14 protein-coding genes, 1 tRNA gene and 1 rRNA gene are annotated in these 15255 nt (G+C 45.1%); 13 read left to right on the top strand and 3 right to left on the bottom strand.

Going from position 1 to position 15255, the window contains the following annotated elements:
* The first annotated feature begins 18 nt into the window (after positions 1-18).
* The 12 genes from L1D31_RS20610 to mgtE all read left to right on the top strand — a co-directional run bounded on the left by L1D31_RS20610 (position 19) and on the right by mgtE (position 9192).
* A complete protein-coding gene (locus L1D31_RS20610; protein WP_239838861.1) occupies positions 19-990 on the top strand; it encodes a calcium/sodium antiporter in 972 nt (323 codons plus the stop codon).
* 27 nt (positions 991-1017) lie between these two features.
* On the top strand, positions 1018-1983 hold the full coding sequence (locus L1D31_RS20605) for a KpsF/GutQ family sugar-phosphate isomerase (RefSeq protein WP_239838860.1): 966 nt from the start codon (positions 1018-1020) through the stop codon (positions 1981-1983).
* Entirely contained in the window at positions 1983-2540 is a 558-nt protein-coding gene (gene kdsC, locus L1D31_RS20600) for a 3-deoxy-manno-octulosonate-8-phosphatase KdsC (RefSeq protein ID WP_239838859.1), read from the top strand. Before L1D31_RS20605 ends, kdsC begins: the two co-directional genes overlap by 1 nt.
* The gene (lptC, locus tag L1D31_RS20595) at positions 2537-3100 is read left to right on the top strand and encodes an LPS export ABC transporter periplasmic protein LptC (protein ID WP_239838858.1); all 564 of its coding nucleotides are present in this window, start codon (positions 2537-2539) and stop codon (positions 3098-3100) included. Before kdsC ends, lptC begins: the two co-directional genes overlap by 4 nt.
* Positions 3081-3578, top strand: coding sequence for a lipopolysaccharide transport periplasmic protein LptA (gene lptA, locus L1D31_RS20590; protein WP_239838857.1), 498 nt, complete (start codon positions 3081-3083; stop codon positions 3576-3578). The genes lptC and lptA overlap by 20 nt, the downstream gene beginning before the upstream one ends.
* 2 nt (positions 3579-3580) lie before the next feature.
* Positions 3581-4306: an LPS export ABC transporter ATP-binding protein gene (lptB, locus tag L1D31_RS20585; protein ID WP_239838856.1), complete on the top strand. Its 726-nt coding sequence runs from the start codon at positions 3581-3583 to the stop codon at positions 4304-4306.
* Positions 4307-4357: 51 nt separating this feature from the next.
* Entirely contained in the window at positions 4358-5818 is a 1461-nt protein-coding gene (locus L1D31_RS20580; RefSeq protein ID WP_239838855.1) for an RNA polymerase factor sigma-54, read from the top strand.
* 24 nt (positions 5819-5842) lie between these two features.
* A complete protein-coding gene (hpf, locus tag L1D31_RS20575; protein ID WP_239838854.1) occupies positions 5843-6130 on the top strand; it encodes a ribosome hibernation promoting factor in 288 nt (95 codons plus the stop codon).
* A 5-nt stretch (positions 6131-6135) separates the two neighbouring features.
* Positions 6136-6582, top strand: coding sequence for a PTS IIA-like nitrogen regulatory protein PtsN (ptsN, locus tag L1D31_RS20570; RefSeq protein ID WP_239838853.1), 447 nt, complete (start codon positions 6136-6138; stop codon positions 6580-6582).
* A complete protein-coding gene (gene rapZ / locus L1D31_RS20565; RefSeq protein ID WP_239838852.1) occupies positions 6582-7445 on the top strand; it encodes an RNase adapter RapZ in 864 nt (287 codons plus the stop codon). Before ptsN ends, rapZ begins: the two co-directional genes overlap by 1 nt.
* A 3-nt stretch (positions 7446-7448) precedes the next feature.
* On the top strand, positions 7449-7727 hold the full coding sequence (locus tag L1D31_RS20560; RefSeq protein WP_239838851.1) for an HPr family phosphocarrier protein: 279 nt from the start codon (positions 7449-7451) through the stop codon (positions 7725-7727).
* A gap of 109 nt (positions 7728-7836) precedes the next feature.
* On the top strand, positions 7837-9192 hold the full coding sequence (gene mgtE / locus L1D31_RS20555; RefSeq protein ID WP_239838850.1) for a magnesium transporter: 1356 nt from the start codon (positions 7837-7839) through the stop codon (positions 9190-9192).
* Between the two features lie 68 nt (positions 9193-9260).
* On the opposite strand, the gene metH is transcribed toward mgtE, so the two are convergent.
* Positions 9261-12938, bottom strand: a complete 3678-nt coding sequence (metH, locus tag L1D31_RS20550; protein ID WP_239838849.1) for a methionine synthase — start codon at positions 12936-12938, stop codon at positions 9261-9263.
* A gap of 169 nt (positions 12939-13107) precedes the next feature.
* Between metH and L1D31_RS20545 the strand changes: the two genes are divergently transcribed.
* Positions 13108-14424, top strand: coding sequence for a sodium:proton antiporter (locus tag L1D31_RS20545; protein WP_239838848.1), 1317 nt, complete (start codon positions 13108-13110; stop codon positions 14422-14424).
* A 589-nt stretch (positions 14425-15013) separates the two neighbouring features.
* Here L1D31_RS20545 and L1D31_RS20540 read toward each other — a convergent pair.
* Positions 15014-15090 (bottom strand) — tRNA-Asp (locus L1D31_RS20540).
* A gap of 31 nt (positions 15091-15121) precedes the next feature.
* Positions 15122-15237: ribosomal RNA gene (gene rrf, locus L1D31_RS20535) — 5S ribosomal RNA — on the bottom strand.
* Positions 15238-15255: the final 18 nt, after the last annotated feature.

Here is a 15255-nt window from a genome sequence, read left to right as displayed (position 1 = left end):
ACAAAATTAAGGATCATCATGATTGAGGCGATTGCGTTTCTCGTTGTTGGATTAGTCTTTCTGGTATGGAGTGCCGATAAGCTTGTTTTTGGTGCCGCAGCCCTAGCCCGCAATGTCGGAATATCCCCACTGGTGATCGGTATGACCATCCTTGCTATGGGATCTTCTGCTCCTGAGATGATGGTCTCTGCAACGGCTGCGCTAGACGGTAAAACCGATACCGCAGTGGGCAACGTTTTGGGTTCTAACATCGCTAACATCGCGCTGATTCTTGGTATCACAGCGATGATCAAACCTCTTTCAATCAGTTCAGCAGTACTTCGTCGAGAATTGCCATTAATGATTGGTGTGACGATTCTTGCCGGTGTTTTACTGTGGGACAGCCACTTAGGCTTCTACGAAGGTGTACTTCTATTCGTCTTATTTGCTGCCTTTATCCTGACCATGCTGCGCATCAGTAAAAAGGAAAAGAGTTCTGGCAGTTCCGATCCTCTACTTGAAGATCAAGAGTCCGAAGTGCCAGAAGGCGTGAGCAATCTTAAAGCAGGGTTATGGGTCATTGTCGGCTTGATAATCTTACCTATCGCGGCCGACACCTTAGTTAATAGCGCCGTGTATATCGCCCAGTATTTCGGCATGAGCGACTTGGTCATAGGTCTAACGATTATTGCCGTAGGAACCAGCTTACCAGAGCTTGCGGCTTCACTGGCAGGTGTAATGAAAGGTGAAGACGATATGGCCGTCGGTAATATCATTGGCTCGAACGTATTCAATATTCTTGCTGTAATGGGCATCCCAGGTATTCTTAATCCTTCAATCCTTAGTGAATACGCCATGGGGCGTGATTTTTGGGTAATGTTAGGGGTCTCATTACTGTTGGTTGCGATGGCATTGGGTAAATCTCGCAGTATCAACCGAATAGAAGGTGCTGTATTATTCTGCTGCTTTATCGCTTATCAAGGATATCTAATCCTGAACATGACAGCTTAATTTAGTTTTTGCCTGCCGGAGTGTGACATGTTTGATTTTCGCTCTGCTGCTCTTGACGTATTAAAAACAGAAATCGAAGCCCTTGAGCAGCTTGATCAGTATTTTAATGAAGATTTCATCCAAGCCTGTGAACTTATACTTGCCAATAAAGAAGGCAAGGTTGCCGTCATGGGGATGGGTAAATCAGGGCATATTGGTAATAAGATTGCCGCATCGCTAGCCAGCACGGGCACGCCCGCTTTCTTCGTTCATCCCGGTGAAGCCGCTCACGGCGATCTGGGTATGATAAAATCGGGTGATATTGTGCTAGCGATCTCCAACTCCGGCGAATCGTCTGAAATTTTAGGGCTCTTTCCCGTTCTCAAGCGCCTTAACATCAAAATTATTAGCATGACAGGCAAGCCAGATTCCACGATGGCAAAACTGGCTGATTTCCATTTACAAATCACTGTTCCTAAAGAGGCTTGCCCACTAGGTTTGGCTCCAACAGCAAGCACCACGGCAACCTTGGTCATGGGTGATGCCTTGGCGGTCGCCCTTCTCCAAGCTCGTGGTTTCACCGCTGAAGATTTTGCGCTATCGCATCCAGGTGGTGCACTAGGTAGAAAGTTACTGCTAAAACTTTCTGATATCATGCATACCGGCAAGCAGCTTCCGTTGGTCACACCCGATACTGTGGTGCGAGAAGCACTACTTGAGATCAGCCAAAAAGGCCTTGGTATGACGGCTGTAGTTGATGACCACCAGCATCTCGTTGGCATCTTCACGGATGGTGACTTGCGACGTATTCTCGATAAGCGTATTGATATTCACAGCGCTCTGATTGGAGAAGTCATGACTACTCACCCAACTACTGCCAGCCCAAATATTCTTGCTGCCGAAGGTTTAAACCTAATGCAGCAAAAAAGCATTAACGGTTTGATCCTTTGTGAAAATGGCAAAGTGGTCGGTGCATTAAATATGCACGATTTATTAAAAGCAGGAGTGATGTGATGTCAAAATTGATTGAAACCCTGTATAAACCCGTGGAACAAAACACGCTTAACATTGCCAAACAGATTAAGCTGTTAATATGCGATGTCGATGGCGTATTCTCTGATGGCCTGATTTATATGGGCAATGATGGTGAAGAGTTGAAAACATTCCATACACGAGATGGATACGGTGTAAAATCGCTGATGAATGCGGGCATCAAAATCGCTATTATCACAGGCCGACAATCACGTATTGTTGAAAATCGCATGAAAGCTCTGGGAATCTCGCTGATTTACCAAGGGCAAGACGATAAAGTAAAAGCTTATCAGGACATTTGCAGCCAATTGAATATTGCGCCAGAACACATCGGTTATATTGGTGATGATCTTATCGACTGGCCTGTGATGGAAAAAGTAGCTTTGAAAGTCTGCGTGGCTGATGGACACCCACTACTGGCTCAGCGTGCAAATTACGTCACGTCTATTCGTGGTGGACATGGTGCAGTCAGAGAAGTGTGTGATCTTATTTTACAAGCGCGCAATGAACTTGATGTCCACAAAGGTCTAAGTATATGAGTTTATCCCGTATCGGTTACCTGATACTGGCATTTGTGATCTGTTGGTCCACTTACTACTTGTTTGATAAAGGTAAAGAGTACGATATTCAGGTTGAGCCGGATACCGAATTACCTATGTTTAGCGGTGAAGATCTAGTGAACACTTCTTATAACGAAGAAGGGATTCGCAGCTATGTCATTACATCCGTTAAGCTGGATCACTACGCAAAAAGCGGTGATACCTTTTTTGATCAACCGATTTTGAAAGTTTACAAAGAAGGCACAACCCAAGAATGGGAGGTCACGGCTGACCGAGGTATTCTTGGGCAAGATCATGTGCTGACATTATATGACAACGTATTGGCGGAAAACTTATTGCCGGATTCAGGCTTTGACACCATGTCAACAGATGTACTCGGTATTCAGTTGGATAATCGCGATTTTTGGGCAGATAACCAAGTCACTTTGGTTGGCCCTCAGTTTGAAACAGTAGGTCAGGCGATGAAAGGCAACTTTGCTGAAAACAACGCTATCCTCTACAAACACGTACAAGGTAGATATGAAACTCTCACACCTTAGTCTAATTTCTTGTTTGCTGATTTCTGGGCATGCACTCGCGTTGTCTACCGATCAGGATCAACCTGTCTACATAGACTCAGACAGCCAACAACTTGATATGCAAAGCAATCAAGTGACCTTTCTTGGTGATGTAAAACTTAAGCAAGGCAGTATCAATATTAATGCCGATAAAGTCATCGTTACCCGCGATCCAAAAGACGGGTCTATTCAAGAAATTGAAGGATATGGTGACTTAGCCACCTTCTCTCAGCTAACTGATGATGGCAAAACCCTTTACGGTGAAGCGAAAGAATTGTATTACGTGATGGTTGATGATCAACTCACTATGATCGATGAAGCCATGCTTTCTCAAGACGACAGTGTGATTCGTGGTACTAAAATCCGCTACAAAATCTCTTCACAAAAGCTAATTGCTGATGGTAAAGAGAAAGGCGATCGCGTCTCAACCGTTCTTCAGCCACAAGCAGTACAAGAATAATTATGGCAAAACTCAAAGCAGAGCATTTAGCAAAAACCTACGGAAACCGTAAGGTCGTGACAGACGTCAGTCTTGAAGTGACTTCAGGGCAAATCGTCGGATTGCTCGGTCCGAACGGAGCCGGTAAAACCACCTCTTTCTACATGATTGTGGGTTTGGTCGCTCGCGATGAAGGCTCAATTACTATCGATGGCGAAGACATCAGTATTCTGCCGATGCATAGTCGCTCACGTATGGGGATTGGCTACCTTCCTCAGGAAGCGTCCATCTTTCGCAAGCTATCGGTGGAACATAATATCATGGCGGTATTAGAGACCCGTGAAGAACTCACCCGTGAGCAACGCCAAGATAAGTTGGAAGACTTATTGGAAGAATTCCACATTCAGCACATTCGCCACAGTGCTGGTATGGCACTATCAGGGGGAGAACGCCGTCGTGTTGAGATCGCTCGCGCTTTGGCTGCAAACCCTCAATTTATCTTACTGGATGAACCTTTCGCTGGTGTCGACCCAATATCGGTCATTGATATCAAAAAGATTATTGAACACCTGCGCGATCGTGGGCTTGGGGTTCTCATTACCGACCACAACGTCCGCGAAACATTAGACGTATGTGAAAAAGCGTACATTGTCAGTCAGGGGCATCTGATTGCAGAGGGCACACCAGAACAAGTGCTCAATAACGAACAGGTAAAACAAGTTTATCTCGGCGAACAATTCCGTCTATGATTAAAGTGAAGAACGGTAAGATTCTATAGCATCTAAGGCAAGTAATACTGAATGAAACCCTCATTACAACTCAAGCTAGGACAGCAGTTAGCGATGACGCCACAGCTACAGCAAGCAATTCGTTTGTTGCAGTTGTCAACGTTAGATCTTCAACAAGAAATTCAGGAAGCCTTGGATTCTAACCCTCTGCTCGAAGTCGAAGAAGGCGGTGAAGAGCCTCAAAATGTTGAAGACAAGTCAGCGAGTGAGGACAAAGAGCCAAGTGTTGATGTTACCGAACCAGAAGTCAAAGATAGCTCAGATTTGATTGAGAAATCTGAAATCAGTAATGAGCTGGAAATAGACACCACTTGGGAAGATGTCTATAGCGCCAATACGGGCAGCACCGGCATTGCTCTCGATGACGATACCCCTGTTTATCAAGGTGAAACCACACAGTCACTGCATGACTACCTGACTTGGCAGTTAGACCTGACGCCTTTCAGTGAAACAGACCGTACTATTGCCATGGCGATCATCGATGCTGTGGATGACTACGGCTATCTAACGATTTCGACGGAAGACATCCTTGAAAGTTTTAATAACGAAGAGATAGAGCTGGAAGAAATTGAAGCAGTACGTAAACGTATTCAGCAGTTTGACCCACTCGGTGTCGCTTCAAATAATCTACAAGACTGTTTGCTCTTACAATTAGCCACCTTCCCTGAAGATACGCCTTGGTTGAAAGAAGCTAAGTTAGTACTAACCGACTACATTGATCAACTGGGCAATCGTGATTACAAACTGATCATCAAAGAAGCTAGGCTTAAAGAAGCGGAGCTCAAAGAAGCGCTTAAGTTAATCCAGCAGTTGGACCCTCGCCCAGGTAGCCGTATCGCAACAGAACACGCAGAGTATGTCATTCCTGACGTTTCTGTATTTAAAGACCATGGTAAGTGGGTAGTCACTATCAACCCAGACTCAGTACCAAGGCTGAAAGTCAATCAACAATACGCAGCATTGGGTAAAGGTAACAGCTCAGACAGTCAATACATTCGCTCAAACTTGCAGGAAGCCAAGTGGCTGATTAAAAGCCTAGAAAGTAGAAATGAGACGTTACTCAAAGTTGCTAAGTGTATTGTTGAACATCAACGCGATTTCTTCGAGTATGGTGAAGAAGCAATGAAACCTATGGTGCTTAACGACGTCGCTTTAGATGTTGATATGCACGAATCGACAATTTCAAGGGTCACCACCCAAAAGTACATGCATACCCCTCGTGGTATTTTCGAACTAAAGTATTTCTTCTCCAGTCATGTCAGTACCGATAATGGCGGAGAATGTTCATCAACTGCAATTCGAGCTCTGATTAAAAAGCTCGTTGCTGCCGAAAACAGTGCTAAGCCACTGAGTGACAGTAAGATTGCAGCTCTACTCGCTGACCAAGGGATTCAGGTCGCTAGACGAACAATAGCTAAGTACCGAGAATCACTAGGCATTGCCCCTTCGAGTCAGCGCAAACGCCTGCTTTAGGCATCTAACCGAGAAGGAAAGTCTATGCAAATCAATATTAATGGCCACCACGTTGATCTCACCGATTCAATGCAAGACTACGTAAACGAAAAGTTTCAAAAGCTTGAGCGTTTCTTTGACCACATAAATAGTGTTCATGTTGTTTTAAAAGTTGAAAAACTCCGTCAAATCGCAGAAGCTACCCTTCACGTTAACCAGGGCGAAATACATGCATCTGCGGATGAAGAAAGTATGTACGCCGCTATCGACTCTCTCGTTGACAAACTGGTCAGACAGCTCAACAAGCACAAAGAAAAATTAAATACGCACTAGATACCATGCAATTAAGCGAAATCCTTTCATTGGACTGCACAAAAAGTGCAGTCCAATGCACCAGTAAAAAACGCGCTCTGGAAATGATCAGTGAAATCGTTGCAGAGCAGACCGGTCAAAACTCTACCGAACTTTTTGAGTGCATGCTTAGCCGCGAAAAAATGGGCAGTACTGGCATCGGAAATGGAATAGCCATTCCCCATGCTCGTATGCAGTCCAGTGATAAAGCCGTTGCCGTTCTCATACAATGCGAATCTCCTGTCGAGTTTGACTCGATAGATAACCGTCCTGTCGATCTACTCTTTGCTCTACTTGTTCCTGACGCGCAGTGTAAAGAGCACCTTAAAACCCTTTCAAGCATGGCTGAGCGATTAAACGACAAACAGGTTCTTAAGCAGTTACGTAAAGCTCAGTCTGATGAAGAGCTTTACGACATCATGGTGAACCAGTAATGCGTCTTATCGTCGTCAGCGGTCAATCCGGTGCGGGAAAAAGCGTTGCTCTTCGCGTACTTGAGGATTTAGGTTACTACTGCGTCGATAACCTACCGGTCAATTTGCTCGATAACTTCGTCAAATCAGTAAAAACCAGCAAGCAAAACGTAGCGGTCAGTATTGATATCCGTAATCTACCGACAGAGCCCAATTTAGTGACGGATGTTCTCACAAAGCTGAAGAAATCGTCAGACGTCAGCGTGCTGTTTCTAGATGCCAAAAAAGATACCTTACTCAAACGCTACAGCGAAACCAGACGAATTCATCCACTAACGCTCAGCAATGAAAATACGTCTTTAGAACAAGCGATTGAAAAAGAGCGTTGCATTCTTTCCCCTCTCAAAGAGCACGCAGACCTTATCATCGATAGCAGTAATCAATCTCTGCACGATCTAAGTGAAACAGTCCGTATGCGTATCGAAGGCCGAGAGCGCAAAGACTTGGTCATGGTGTTCCAGTCTTTTGGTTTCAAGTATGGTCTACCGAGTGACGCAGACTACGTATTTGACGTGCGCTTTTTGCCCAATCCACATTGGGAGCCAGCATTAAGGCCAATGACAGGATTGGATGCTCCAATTAAGTCCTTTCTTGAAAGCCATCAAGATGTGTTAGAGCTCAAACAACAGATCCAGAAGTTCATCGAGAACTGGCTTCCTCTACTAGAAAAGAATAACCGCAGCTATTTGACCGTTGCAATAGGGTGTACTGGAGGTAAACACCGCTCCGTTTATCTGACTCAACAAATTGGCGAATATTTCGCTCAAATGGGTCACCAAGTCCAAATTCGCCATGCCACATTAGAGAAAAACTATAAGGAATAACCTATGCAGCAACAGAGTCGAACCGTCCTCATTCAAAACCGATTAGGCCTTCATGCTCGTGCTGCCGTTAAACTTGTCGAACTTGCCCAATCTTTCGATGCCATTCTTACCATTCAAAACCATGAAGGCAAAGAAGCCACCGCTGACAGTGTCATGGGGTTGTTAATGCTGGAATCAGCTCAAGGCGAACACGTTACTATCAGTGCAGAAGGCAATGATGCAAGCCCTGCCCTTGAAGCAGTCTGTCATTTAATTGAAGCTAAATTCGAAGAAGCAGAATAATTTCTTCTGATATAAGAAAAATCACTACCTTCACATTAACTTATTAAATAAACACTAAAATTAAGTTACTATTCGACGCATTGTAAGTAAATAGAGTCAGGGGGAACACATGGCAGAGCAAATAGAATTTGACCAAGCTCACCAAGCCCTCCAAGAAGTGACAGAAGCTCTAGAAAATGGTCGCTTTGTGCATGTCCGTCGACAACTACAGGACATGGAACCGGAAGATATAGCCCATCTATTAGAAGCCTCACCACGAAAAAGCCGCGAAGTGCTTTGGCAGCTCACTGATCCAGAAGATTATGGTGAAATTCTCGACGAGCTGAATGAAGACGTTAAAGATGCCTTGGTCTCCAAAATGGAGCCGGAGATGCTGGCTGAAGCAACCGAAGGTATGGACACCGACGACGTTGCCTACGTACTTCGAAGCCTTCCTGATGATATATCGAGAGAAGTCCTTGCTCAGATGGACAGCTCAGAGCGTCTACGAGTGGAGACTGCTCTTTCTTATCCTGAAGATACAGCTGGCGGATTGATGAATACCGACGTCATCACCATACGTGGTGATGTTGATGTCGATGTCGTTTTACGCTATTTGCGCATGAAAGGGGAGCTTCCTGAAGCAACCGATGCTCTGTACGTTATCGATGAGGATAATCAGCTTATTGGTCAACTTCCAATTACCACCTTGATTACCACTCAACCTGATATCAAAGTCAGTGAAGTCATGGGAGATGCCGACGAAGCAATTGAAGTGACGATGAGTGACTCAGATATTGCCAGCCTATTTGAGCGTCGTAATTGGGTTTCCGCTCCGGTCATTGATGAAAACCAGCACCTGGTCGGCCGTATTACCATCGATGATGTTGTAGATGTAATCCGTGAAGATGCAGAGCACTCTATGATGAGTATGGCGGGTATGGATGATGACGAGGATACCTTCGCACCAGTCGTAAAGTCTGCGCGTAAAAGGAGTATCTGGCTGGGAGCGAATGTCTTAGCGGCACTTGCTGCGGCGTCCGTCTCTAATATGTTTGAAGCCACACTCGATCAGATGGCTGCTATTGCCGTTTTGATGACCATCGTTCCTTCTATGGGCGGTGTCGCAGGTAACCAAACCGTTGCTTTGGTCATCCGTGGCTTAGCTTTAGGCCATATTGGTGATTCCAACAAACGTGAGCTACTCATGAAGGAAGCAGCCATAGGCCTGTTAAATGGCATTATGTGGGCATTGATCATTGGTGGAATTGTCGTCGCATGGAAAGGTAACTGGATGCTCGGTGGAATCATTTCCGCAGCGATGCTAACCAACCTGTTGGTTGCAGGCATCGCTGGGGTGACCATCCCGATTCTACTCAAGAAAATGAACATTGACCCAGCTTTGGCCGGAGGCATGGCATTAACCACTGTCACCGATGTTATTGGCCTCTCAGTGTTCCTCGGTCTTGCAACCATCATGATCTAACCGGTCAACCAGTTCCTTCCAACAAAAAGCACAGCCAGGCTGTGCTTTTTGGATCCAATATGCTGATGCTAGTTAATGTTTGGGCCTAACCACTTCTCAGCTTCTAACATATCCCAACCTTTACGATCAGCGTAGCTTTCTACTTGATCCTGCTGGATCTGTGCGATCGCAAAATAACGCGAATCGGGATGCGAGAAGTACCACCCTGAAACTGATGCTCCTGGCCACATCGCATAGCTGCTAGTCAGTGACATATCTATGGTTTCTTCTACTTTGAGCAACTCCCATAGAGAGCCTTTCTCAGTATGCTCTGGACATGCCGGATAGCCCGGGGCAGGACGAATACCCTGATATTTTTCACGAATCAGATCATCATTAGAGAGATCTTCATCCGCGGAATAGCCCCAAATTTCCTTACGCACTTTTTCATGCAGGTATTCAGCAAAAGCCTCAGCCAAGCGATCCGCCACAGCTTGAATCATAATCGCGTTGTAATCATCTCCCGCTGCTTTATATTCATCAGCGAGTTCACGTTCTCCAATACCACCGGTTACCGCGAATGCGCCAATCCAGTCTTTCTTACCTGAAGATTTGGGTGCGATGTAATCAGAGAGACAGTAATTATAGCCTTTAGGCTTCTCAGTCTGCTGGCGAAGGTTATGCAGGACTTTCACTACTTCCGTACGTGATTCGTCGTGGTACACTTCAATGTCATCACCAACACTAGCAGCAGGGAAGAGTACACACATACCACGAGCTTTCAACAGCCCTTCTTTCTCAACTCTATCCAATAAAGCGTTGGCATCAGCAAACAACCGCTTCGCTTCTTCCCCTACCTCCTCATGCTCAAGAATGGCAGGGTACTTACCCACTAAAGACCAAGTCATAAAGAATGGCGTCCAGTCGATGTATTCACGTAATGTTGCTATATCAAAATCATCAAATACATGCACACCTGGTTTAGCTGGCTCTGGTGGAGTATAAGCTTCCCAGTCAATCGCGACCTTATTTGCTCGAGCTTGTTCTAAAGTGACAGGTTTAGTACGCGGTTTCTTGCGATTATGCTGGTCACGCACGCGTACGTAATCGGCATCAAGTTTTTCAACAAATTCAGGTCGACGCTCGTCAGACAGTAATGAAGTACACACACCAACGGCTCTAGAAGCATTATTTACATACACCACTGGGTGTTGGTAGTTTTGCTCAATCTTAACCGCAGTATGAGCTTTCGATGTTGTCGCACCACCAATTAGAAGTGGCAAGTCGAAATCAAGACGTTCCATTTCCTTAGCCACATGAACCATTTCATCCAGTGATGGTGTGATCAAGCCAGACAAACCGATGATATCGACATTTTCTTCTTTAGCGACTTTAAGGATCTTTTCACATGGCACCATCACGCCAAGATCGATGATTTCGTAGTTATTACACTGCAAAACGACCCCGACAATGTTCTTACCAATATCGTGAACATCCCCTTTCACTGTTGCCAGTAGGATCTTACCATTTGAGGAACCCGCTTGTTTCTCCTTGTTAATGAACGGCTCTAAATGCGCTACAGCCTGCTTCATTACACGTGCCGATTTCACCACCTGAGGAAGGAACATTTTGCCTTCACCGAAGAGATCGCCAACCACATTCATTCCATCCATCAAAGGCCCTTCGATAACTTCAAGTGGCTTGGATGCATTAAGACGGGCTTCTTCCGTATCTTCAACAATGAACTCGGTGATGCCTTTGACTAAGGCATGTTCTAGGCGTTTTTCGACTGGCCATGTCCGCCACTCAAGTGCTGAAGCATCTTCTTCCTTACCTACCCCTTTACCTGCGTATTCGGCAGCAATATCAAGCAGTCGCTCTGTCGCGTCATCACGGCGGTTGAGAACAACATCTTCCACAGCTTCACGTAGTTTTTCAGGTACGTTGTCGTAAATTTCTAGCTGACCCGCATTCACAATTCCCATATCCATACCGTTTTTGAAACAGTGGTAAAGGAAAACAGCATGGATCGCTTCACGAACGTAGTTGTTACCGCGGAAAGAGAAAGAAACGTTAGACACACCACCGGAGATCATGGCATGTGGCAAATCACGTTTTATATCGGCAACTGCTTCAATAAAGTCAACCGCATAGTTATTGTGCTCTTCTATACCTGTTGCTACAGCAAAGATATTTGGGTCAAAGATAATATCTTCAGAAGGGAAACCGACTTCATCTACCAAGATACGATAGGCATTGGTACAGATTTCAAGCTTGCGTTCACGTGTTTCTGCTTGTCCGACTTCATCGAATGCCATAACAATAACAGCAGCACCATAGCGGCGGATTAGCTTAGCTTGTTCGACAAACTTCTCTTTGCCTTCTTTGAGCGAGATAGAGTTAACAATGCCTTTACCCTGAATGCATTTCAGTCCGGCTTCAATCACTTCCCATTTTGAGGAATCAACCATAATGGGAACTTTGGAAATTTCTGGCTCAGACGCACACAAATTGAGGAAGCGTACCATGCATGCCTCGGCATCTAACATGCCCTCATCCATATTGATATCGATAATCTGAGCGCCGTTCTCAACTTGCTGGCGAGCCACTTCAAGCGCTTCATCATAGAGTTCTTCTTTGATCAGACGTTTAAAGCGGGCAGAACCTGTTACATTAGTACGTTCACCCACATTGACGAACAGTGTTTCTTTTTCAATTGACAGAGGCTCAAGGCCTGATAAGCGACAAGCTACGTGAAGATCGGGGAGTGCACGAGGCGTCACGCCTTCGACAGCTTGAGCCATCTGGCGGATATGCTCAGGAGTCGTGCCGCAACAACCACCGATTAAGTTGAGGAAACCACTCTCAGCCCACTCTTTGACATGTACGGCCATATCTTCGGGCGAAAGGTCATATTCACCAAATGCATTTGGCAGACCCGCATTGGGGTGTGCTGAGACGAAACTCTCAGAAATGCGTGACATTTCTTCTACGTACGGTCGAAGCTCATCTGGGCCTAAAGCACAGTTAAGTCCAAAAGACAGTGGCTGAACATGACGTAAAGAATTGTAAAACGCTTCTGTCGTTTGGCCAGAAAGCGTCCGTCCTGAGGCATCAGTGATGGTTCCCGAAATCATGATAGGAAGCTTAATATTCAACTCTTCGAAAACACTGTCGACAGCAAAGGCACAGGCCTTGGCATTCAGCGTATCAAAAATAGTTTCAATAAGAATGAGGTCTGAGCCACCTTTAATTAAGGCGCGCGTCGATTCGGAATACGCCTTAACTAATTCATCAAACGTAACGTTGCGATAGCCTGGATCGTTCACATCTGGGGAAATCGAACATGTACGGTTAGTTGGGCCAAGAACGCCCGCCACATAGCGTGGTCTATCTGGTGTTTTTAACGTCCACTCGTCTGCCACTTCGCGAGCGAGTCTCGCGGCTTCAAAGTTGATTTCTTCGCTCAGGCTTTCCATATCATAGTCAGCCATTGCGATGGTCGTTGCGTTAAACGTGTTGGTCTCAAGGATATCTGCGCCAGCTTCTAAGTACTCAGCATGAATATCTTTAATCAATTTGGGCTGTGTCAGAACCAGAAGGTCATTATTGCCTTTAAGGTCACAATGCCAATCAGCGAAACGCTCACCTCGGTAGTCTGGCTCCTCAAGTTTGTAGCCCTGGATCATGGTGCCCATACCACCATCAATTAATAGGATACGCTTTCTTAATTGAGCTTCGATCTGTTGCCTTACGTTACTTTCCACAGTACAGCCTCATTCCTTTCATTATCTTTCCATCCTATCATACATAAAAGAGGAGTCTAGACGTCTAAAAGAGTAAATTAATCACCTCGGAATGACAAAAAAGTGTTTGCTATTTAATCATGTCGAGATGAAAATTCTCATTCATAATTTGTTACATGCTGAGAATCCAATGTCGGTCTACTACACTCTCTGTTTTCTATCTGCAGCAGCGATGCTAATTGCTTTTGTAAACAGCAAGATAGGTAAAATGCAAACCACTATTGCCATTACTGCAGGTTCAATGGTGTTATCTCTTCTTATTCTTATTGCAGGCCAAAACAACTGGTTCCATCTAACAGAAATTGCTTCGAAGACAATGTCTAGCATTAACTTCGAAGATTTTTTGCTGAAAGGGATCTTAGGCTTTCTACTATTTGCAGGTGGGTTGGGAATTAAGCTTCCTCATCTAAAGGACCAAAAATGGGAAATTACCGTCCTCGCACTTGGTGCAACTCTCTTCTCTACCTTTTTCATCGGCTTTGTTCTATATGGATTCTGTCAGCTTATCGGGGTGCAGTTTGATTTAGTTTATTGCCTACTATTTGGCGCCCTAATCTCCCCAACCGACCCAATCGCTGTTCTGGCTATTGTTAAGAAGCTCGATGCACCAGAGAGAATTTCAACTCAGATAGAAGGGGAATCTCTATTTAACGATGGTTTTGGCTTAGTCATATTTGTCACTTTGTTCACTATCGCCTTTGGCACGGAAACGCCAACCTTAGGTAGCGTCACTATGTTATTTGCTCAAGAAGCTATCGGTGGTATCGTCTACGGATTTGCTCTGGGACTGCTGTTTCACTACCTTATCAGCGCAACCGATGATCACTCGATGGAGCTGTTGCTTACTATTGGCATTCCAACTGCAGGGTACGCATTTGCAGAGGTATTGCATGTTTCAGGCCCATTAGCCATGGTGGTATCAGGTATTATGATCGGTAACTGGACCAGGTTTATTGGATTCTCTAAAGAAAGTGAAGATCATCTCGATCACTTCTGGGAACTAGTGGATGAGTTTCTCAATGGCGTTCTATTCTTGCTCATCGGTATGTCGATGCTGCTGTTCGAATTTCATAAAGAAGACTGGATTTTAATGGCCTTCTCTATACCACTCGTTTTAGCAGCACGATACCTCAGCGTATTTTGCGCTTACCTAGGATTCAAAAGACATCGTAAATACAACCCTTGGTCAGTGAAAATATTAACTTGGGGAGGCTTGCGAGGTGGTCTTGCACTGGCAATGGCACTGTCAATTCCATCGGGTATCTGGGTTATTCAAGACAAGCTGATTGATGTAAAAGAAATCATCCTAGTCATGACTTATTCTGTCGTAGTATTCTCGATCCTCGTTCAAGGTTCGACTATTACTCCTATGATAGAAAAAGCTAAGCAGGCAGAAAAAGAAATTCAGCCTGAACCAAAAGCAGCTGAGTCATCCGATACAGAGTAATCTAATCCTATTAATCATTTCAAAGCCGCTCTCTATGAGCGGCTTTTTGTTATTCGTTACAAACAACGAGCACTTGGAGATGGTCACTTGTTCATCTTCAAGACCGGGAATCAAAAGAATGGCAAAGTGTTATCTCTTAGATTTTCTGGTTAATGATCATACGTTCAAGATAGTCATCAACAGGCCAATCTCTACGTAAACATTCTCCAAAGACGCTATCAACCCAATAACAAAGTCAAGTCAGTTATGCTTTTCTGTGTAGTAGAGGGGCTATTTATAGAGGGTTGGCTTCGAACATTCTGAATGGTGGTTGGCCGAAAAACATGTAACTCAACACACAAAAAAGACCTCAGCATTCCTGTTAAGGTCTGGAATAGAGCTACTGGACTTGCAGTCAAGTGCGGCTCTTTGGTCATAGACCAAAATAATACTGCAGATACGAAAAAGCCCTAACATTTCTGTTAGGGCTTTCTCTTAATAAATGGCGGACAGCCGGGGTTGCGGGCAACCGGGACTCGTTGGTCGCAGACCAAAAATAATACGGCAGATACAAAAAGACCCCAGCATTGCTGCTGAGGTCTGAAATAAGTGGCGGAGCGGACGGGACTCGAACCCGCGACCCCCGGCGTGACAGGCCGGTATTCTAACCAACTGAACTACCGCTCCGCACTGGTTAGACTCTAAGTCTAAATGTAAAGCCTGGCGATGTCCTACTCTCACATGGGGAAGCCCCACACTACCATCGGCGCTATTGCGTTTCACTTCTGAGTTCGGCATGGAGTCAGGTGGGTCCACAACGCTATGGTCGCCAAGCAAATTCTTTAATTCGGA

Source organism: Vibrio sp. Isolate23, assembly GCF_022398095.1.
GTDB lineage: Bacteria > Pseudomonadota > Gammaproteobacteria > Enterobacterales > Vibrionaceae > Vibrio > Vibrio coralliilyticus_A.
Note: the sequence above shows the minus strand (reverse complement) of the source record. Positions and strands in the feature narration are given on the sequence as shown.

What these genes read in the sequence shown, in the direction of transcription:
- L1D31_RS20580 (WP_239838855.1), top strand. Translation starts at nt 4,358, where the DNA reads ATGAAACCCTCATTACAACTCAAGCTAGGACAGCAGTTAGCGATGACG.
- kdsC (WP_239838859.1), top strand. Translation starts at nt 1,983, where the DNA reads ATGTCAAAATTGATTGAAACCCTGTATAAACCCGTGGAACAAAACACG.
- lptC (WP_239838858.1), top strand. Translation starts at nt 2,537, where the DNA reads ATGAGTTTATCCCGTATCGGTTACCTGATACTGGCATTTGTGATCTGT.
- L1D31_RS20545 (WP_239838848.1), top strand. Translation starts at nt 13,108, where the DNA reads ATGTCGGTCTACTACACTCTCTGTTTTCTATCTGCAGCAGCGATGCTA.
- hpf (WP_239838854.1), top strand. Translation starts at nt 5,843, where the DNA reads ATGCAAATCAATATTAATGGCCACCACGTTGATCTCACCGATTCAATG.
- L1D31_RS20605 (WP_239838860.1), top strand. Translation starts at nt 1,018, where the DNA reads ATGTTTGATTTTCGCTCTGCTGCTCTTGACGTATTAAAAACAGAAATC.
- lptA (WP_239838857.1), top strand. Translation starts at nt 3,081, where the DNA reads ATGAAACTCTCACACCTTAGTCTAATTTCTTGTTTGCTGATTTCTGGG.
- lptB (WP_239838856.1), top strand. Translation starts at nt 3,581, where the DNA reads ATGGCAAAACTCAAAGCAGAGCATTTAGCAAAAACCTACGGAAACCGT.
- L1D31_RS20560 (WP_239838851.1), top strand. Translation starts at nt 7,449, where the DNA reads ATGCAGCAACAGAGTCGAACCGTCCTCATTCAAAACCGATTAGGCCTT.
- mgtE (WP_239838850.1), top strand. Translation starts at nt 7,837, where the DNA reads ATGGCAGAGCAAATAGAATTTGACCAAGCTCACCAAGCCCTCCAAGAA.
- rapZ (WP_239838852.1), top strand. Translation starts at nt 6,582, where the DNA reads ATGCGTCTTATCGTCGTCAGCGGTCAATCCGGTGCGGGAAAAAGCGTT.
- ptsN (WP_239838853.1), top strand. Translation starts at nt 6,136, where the DNA reads ATGCAATTAAGCGAAATCCTTTCATTGGACTGCACAAAAAGTGCAGTC.
- L1D31_RS20610 (WP_239838861.1), top strand. Translation starts at nt 19, where the DNA reads ATGATTGAGGCGATTGCGTTTCTCGTTGTTGGATTAGTCTTTCTGGTA.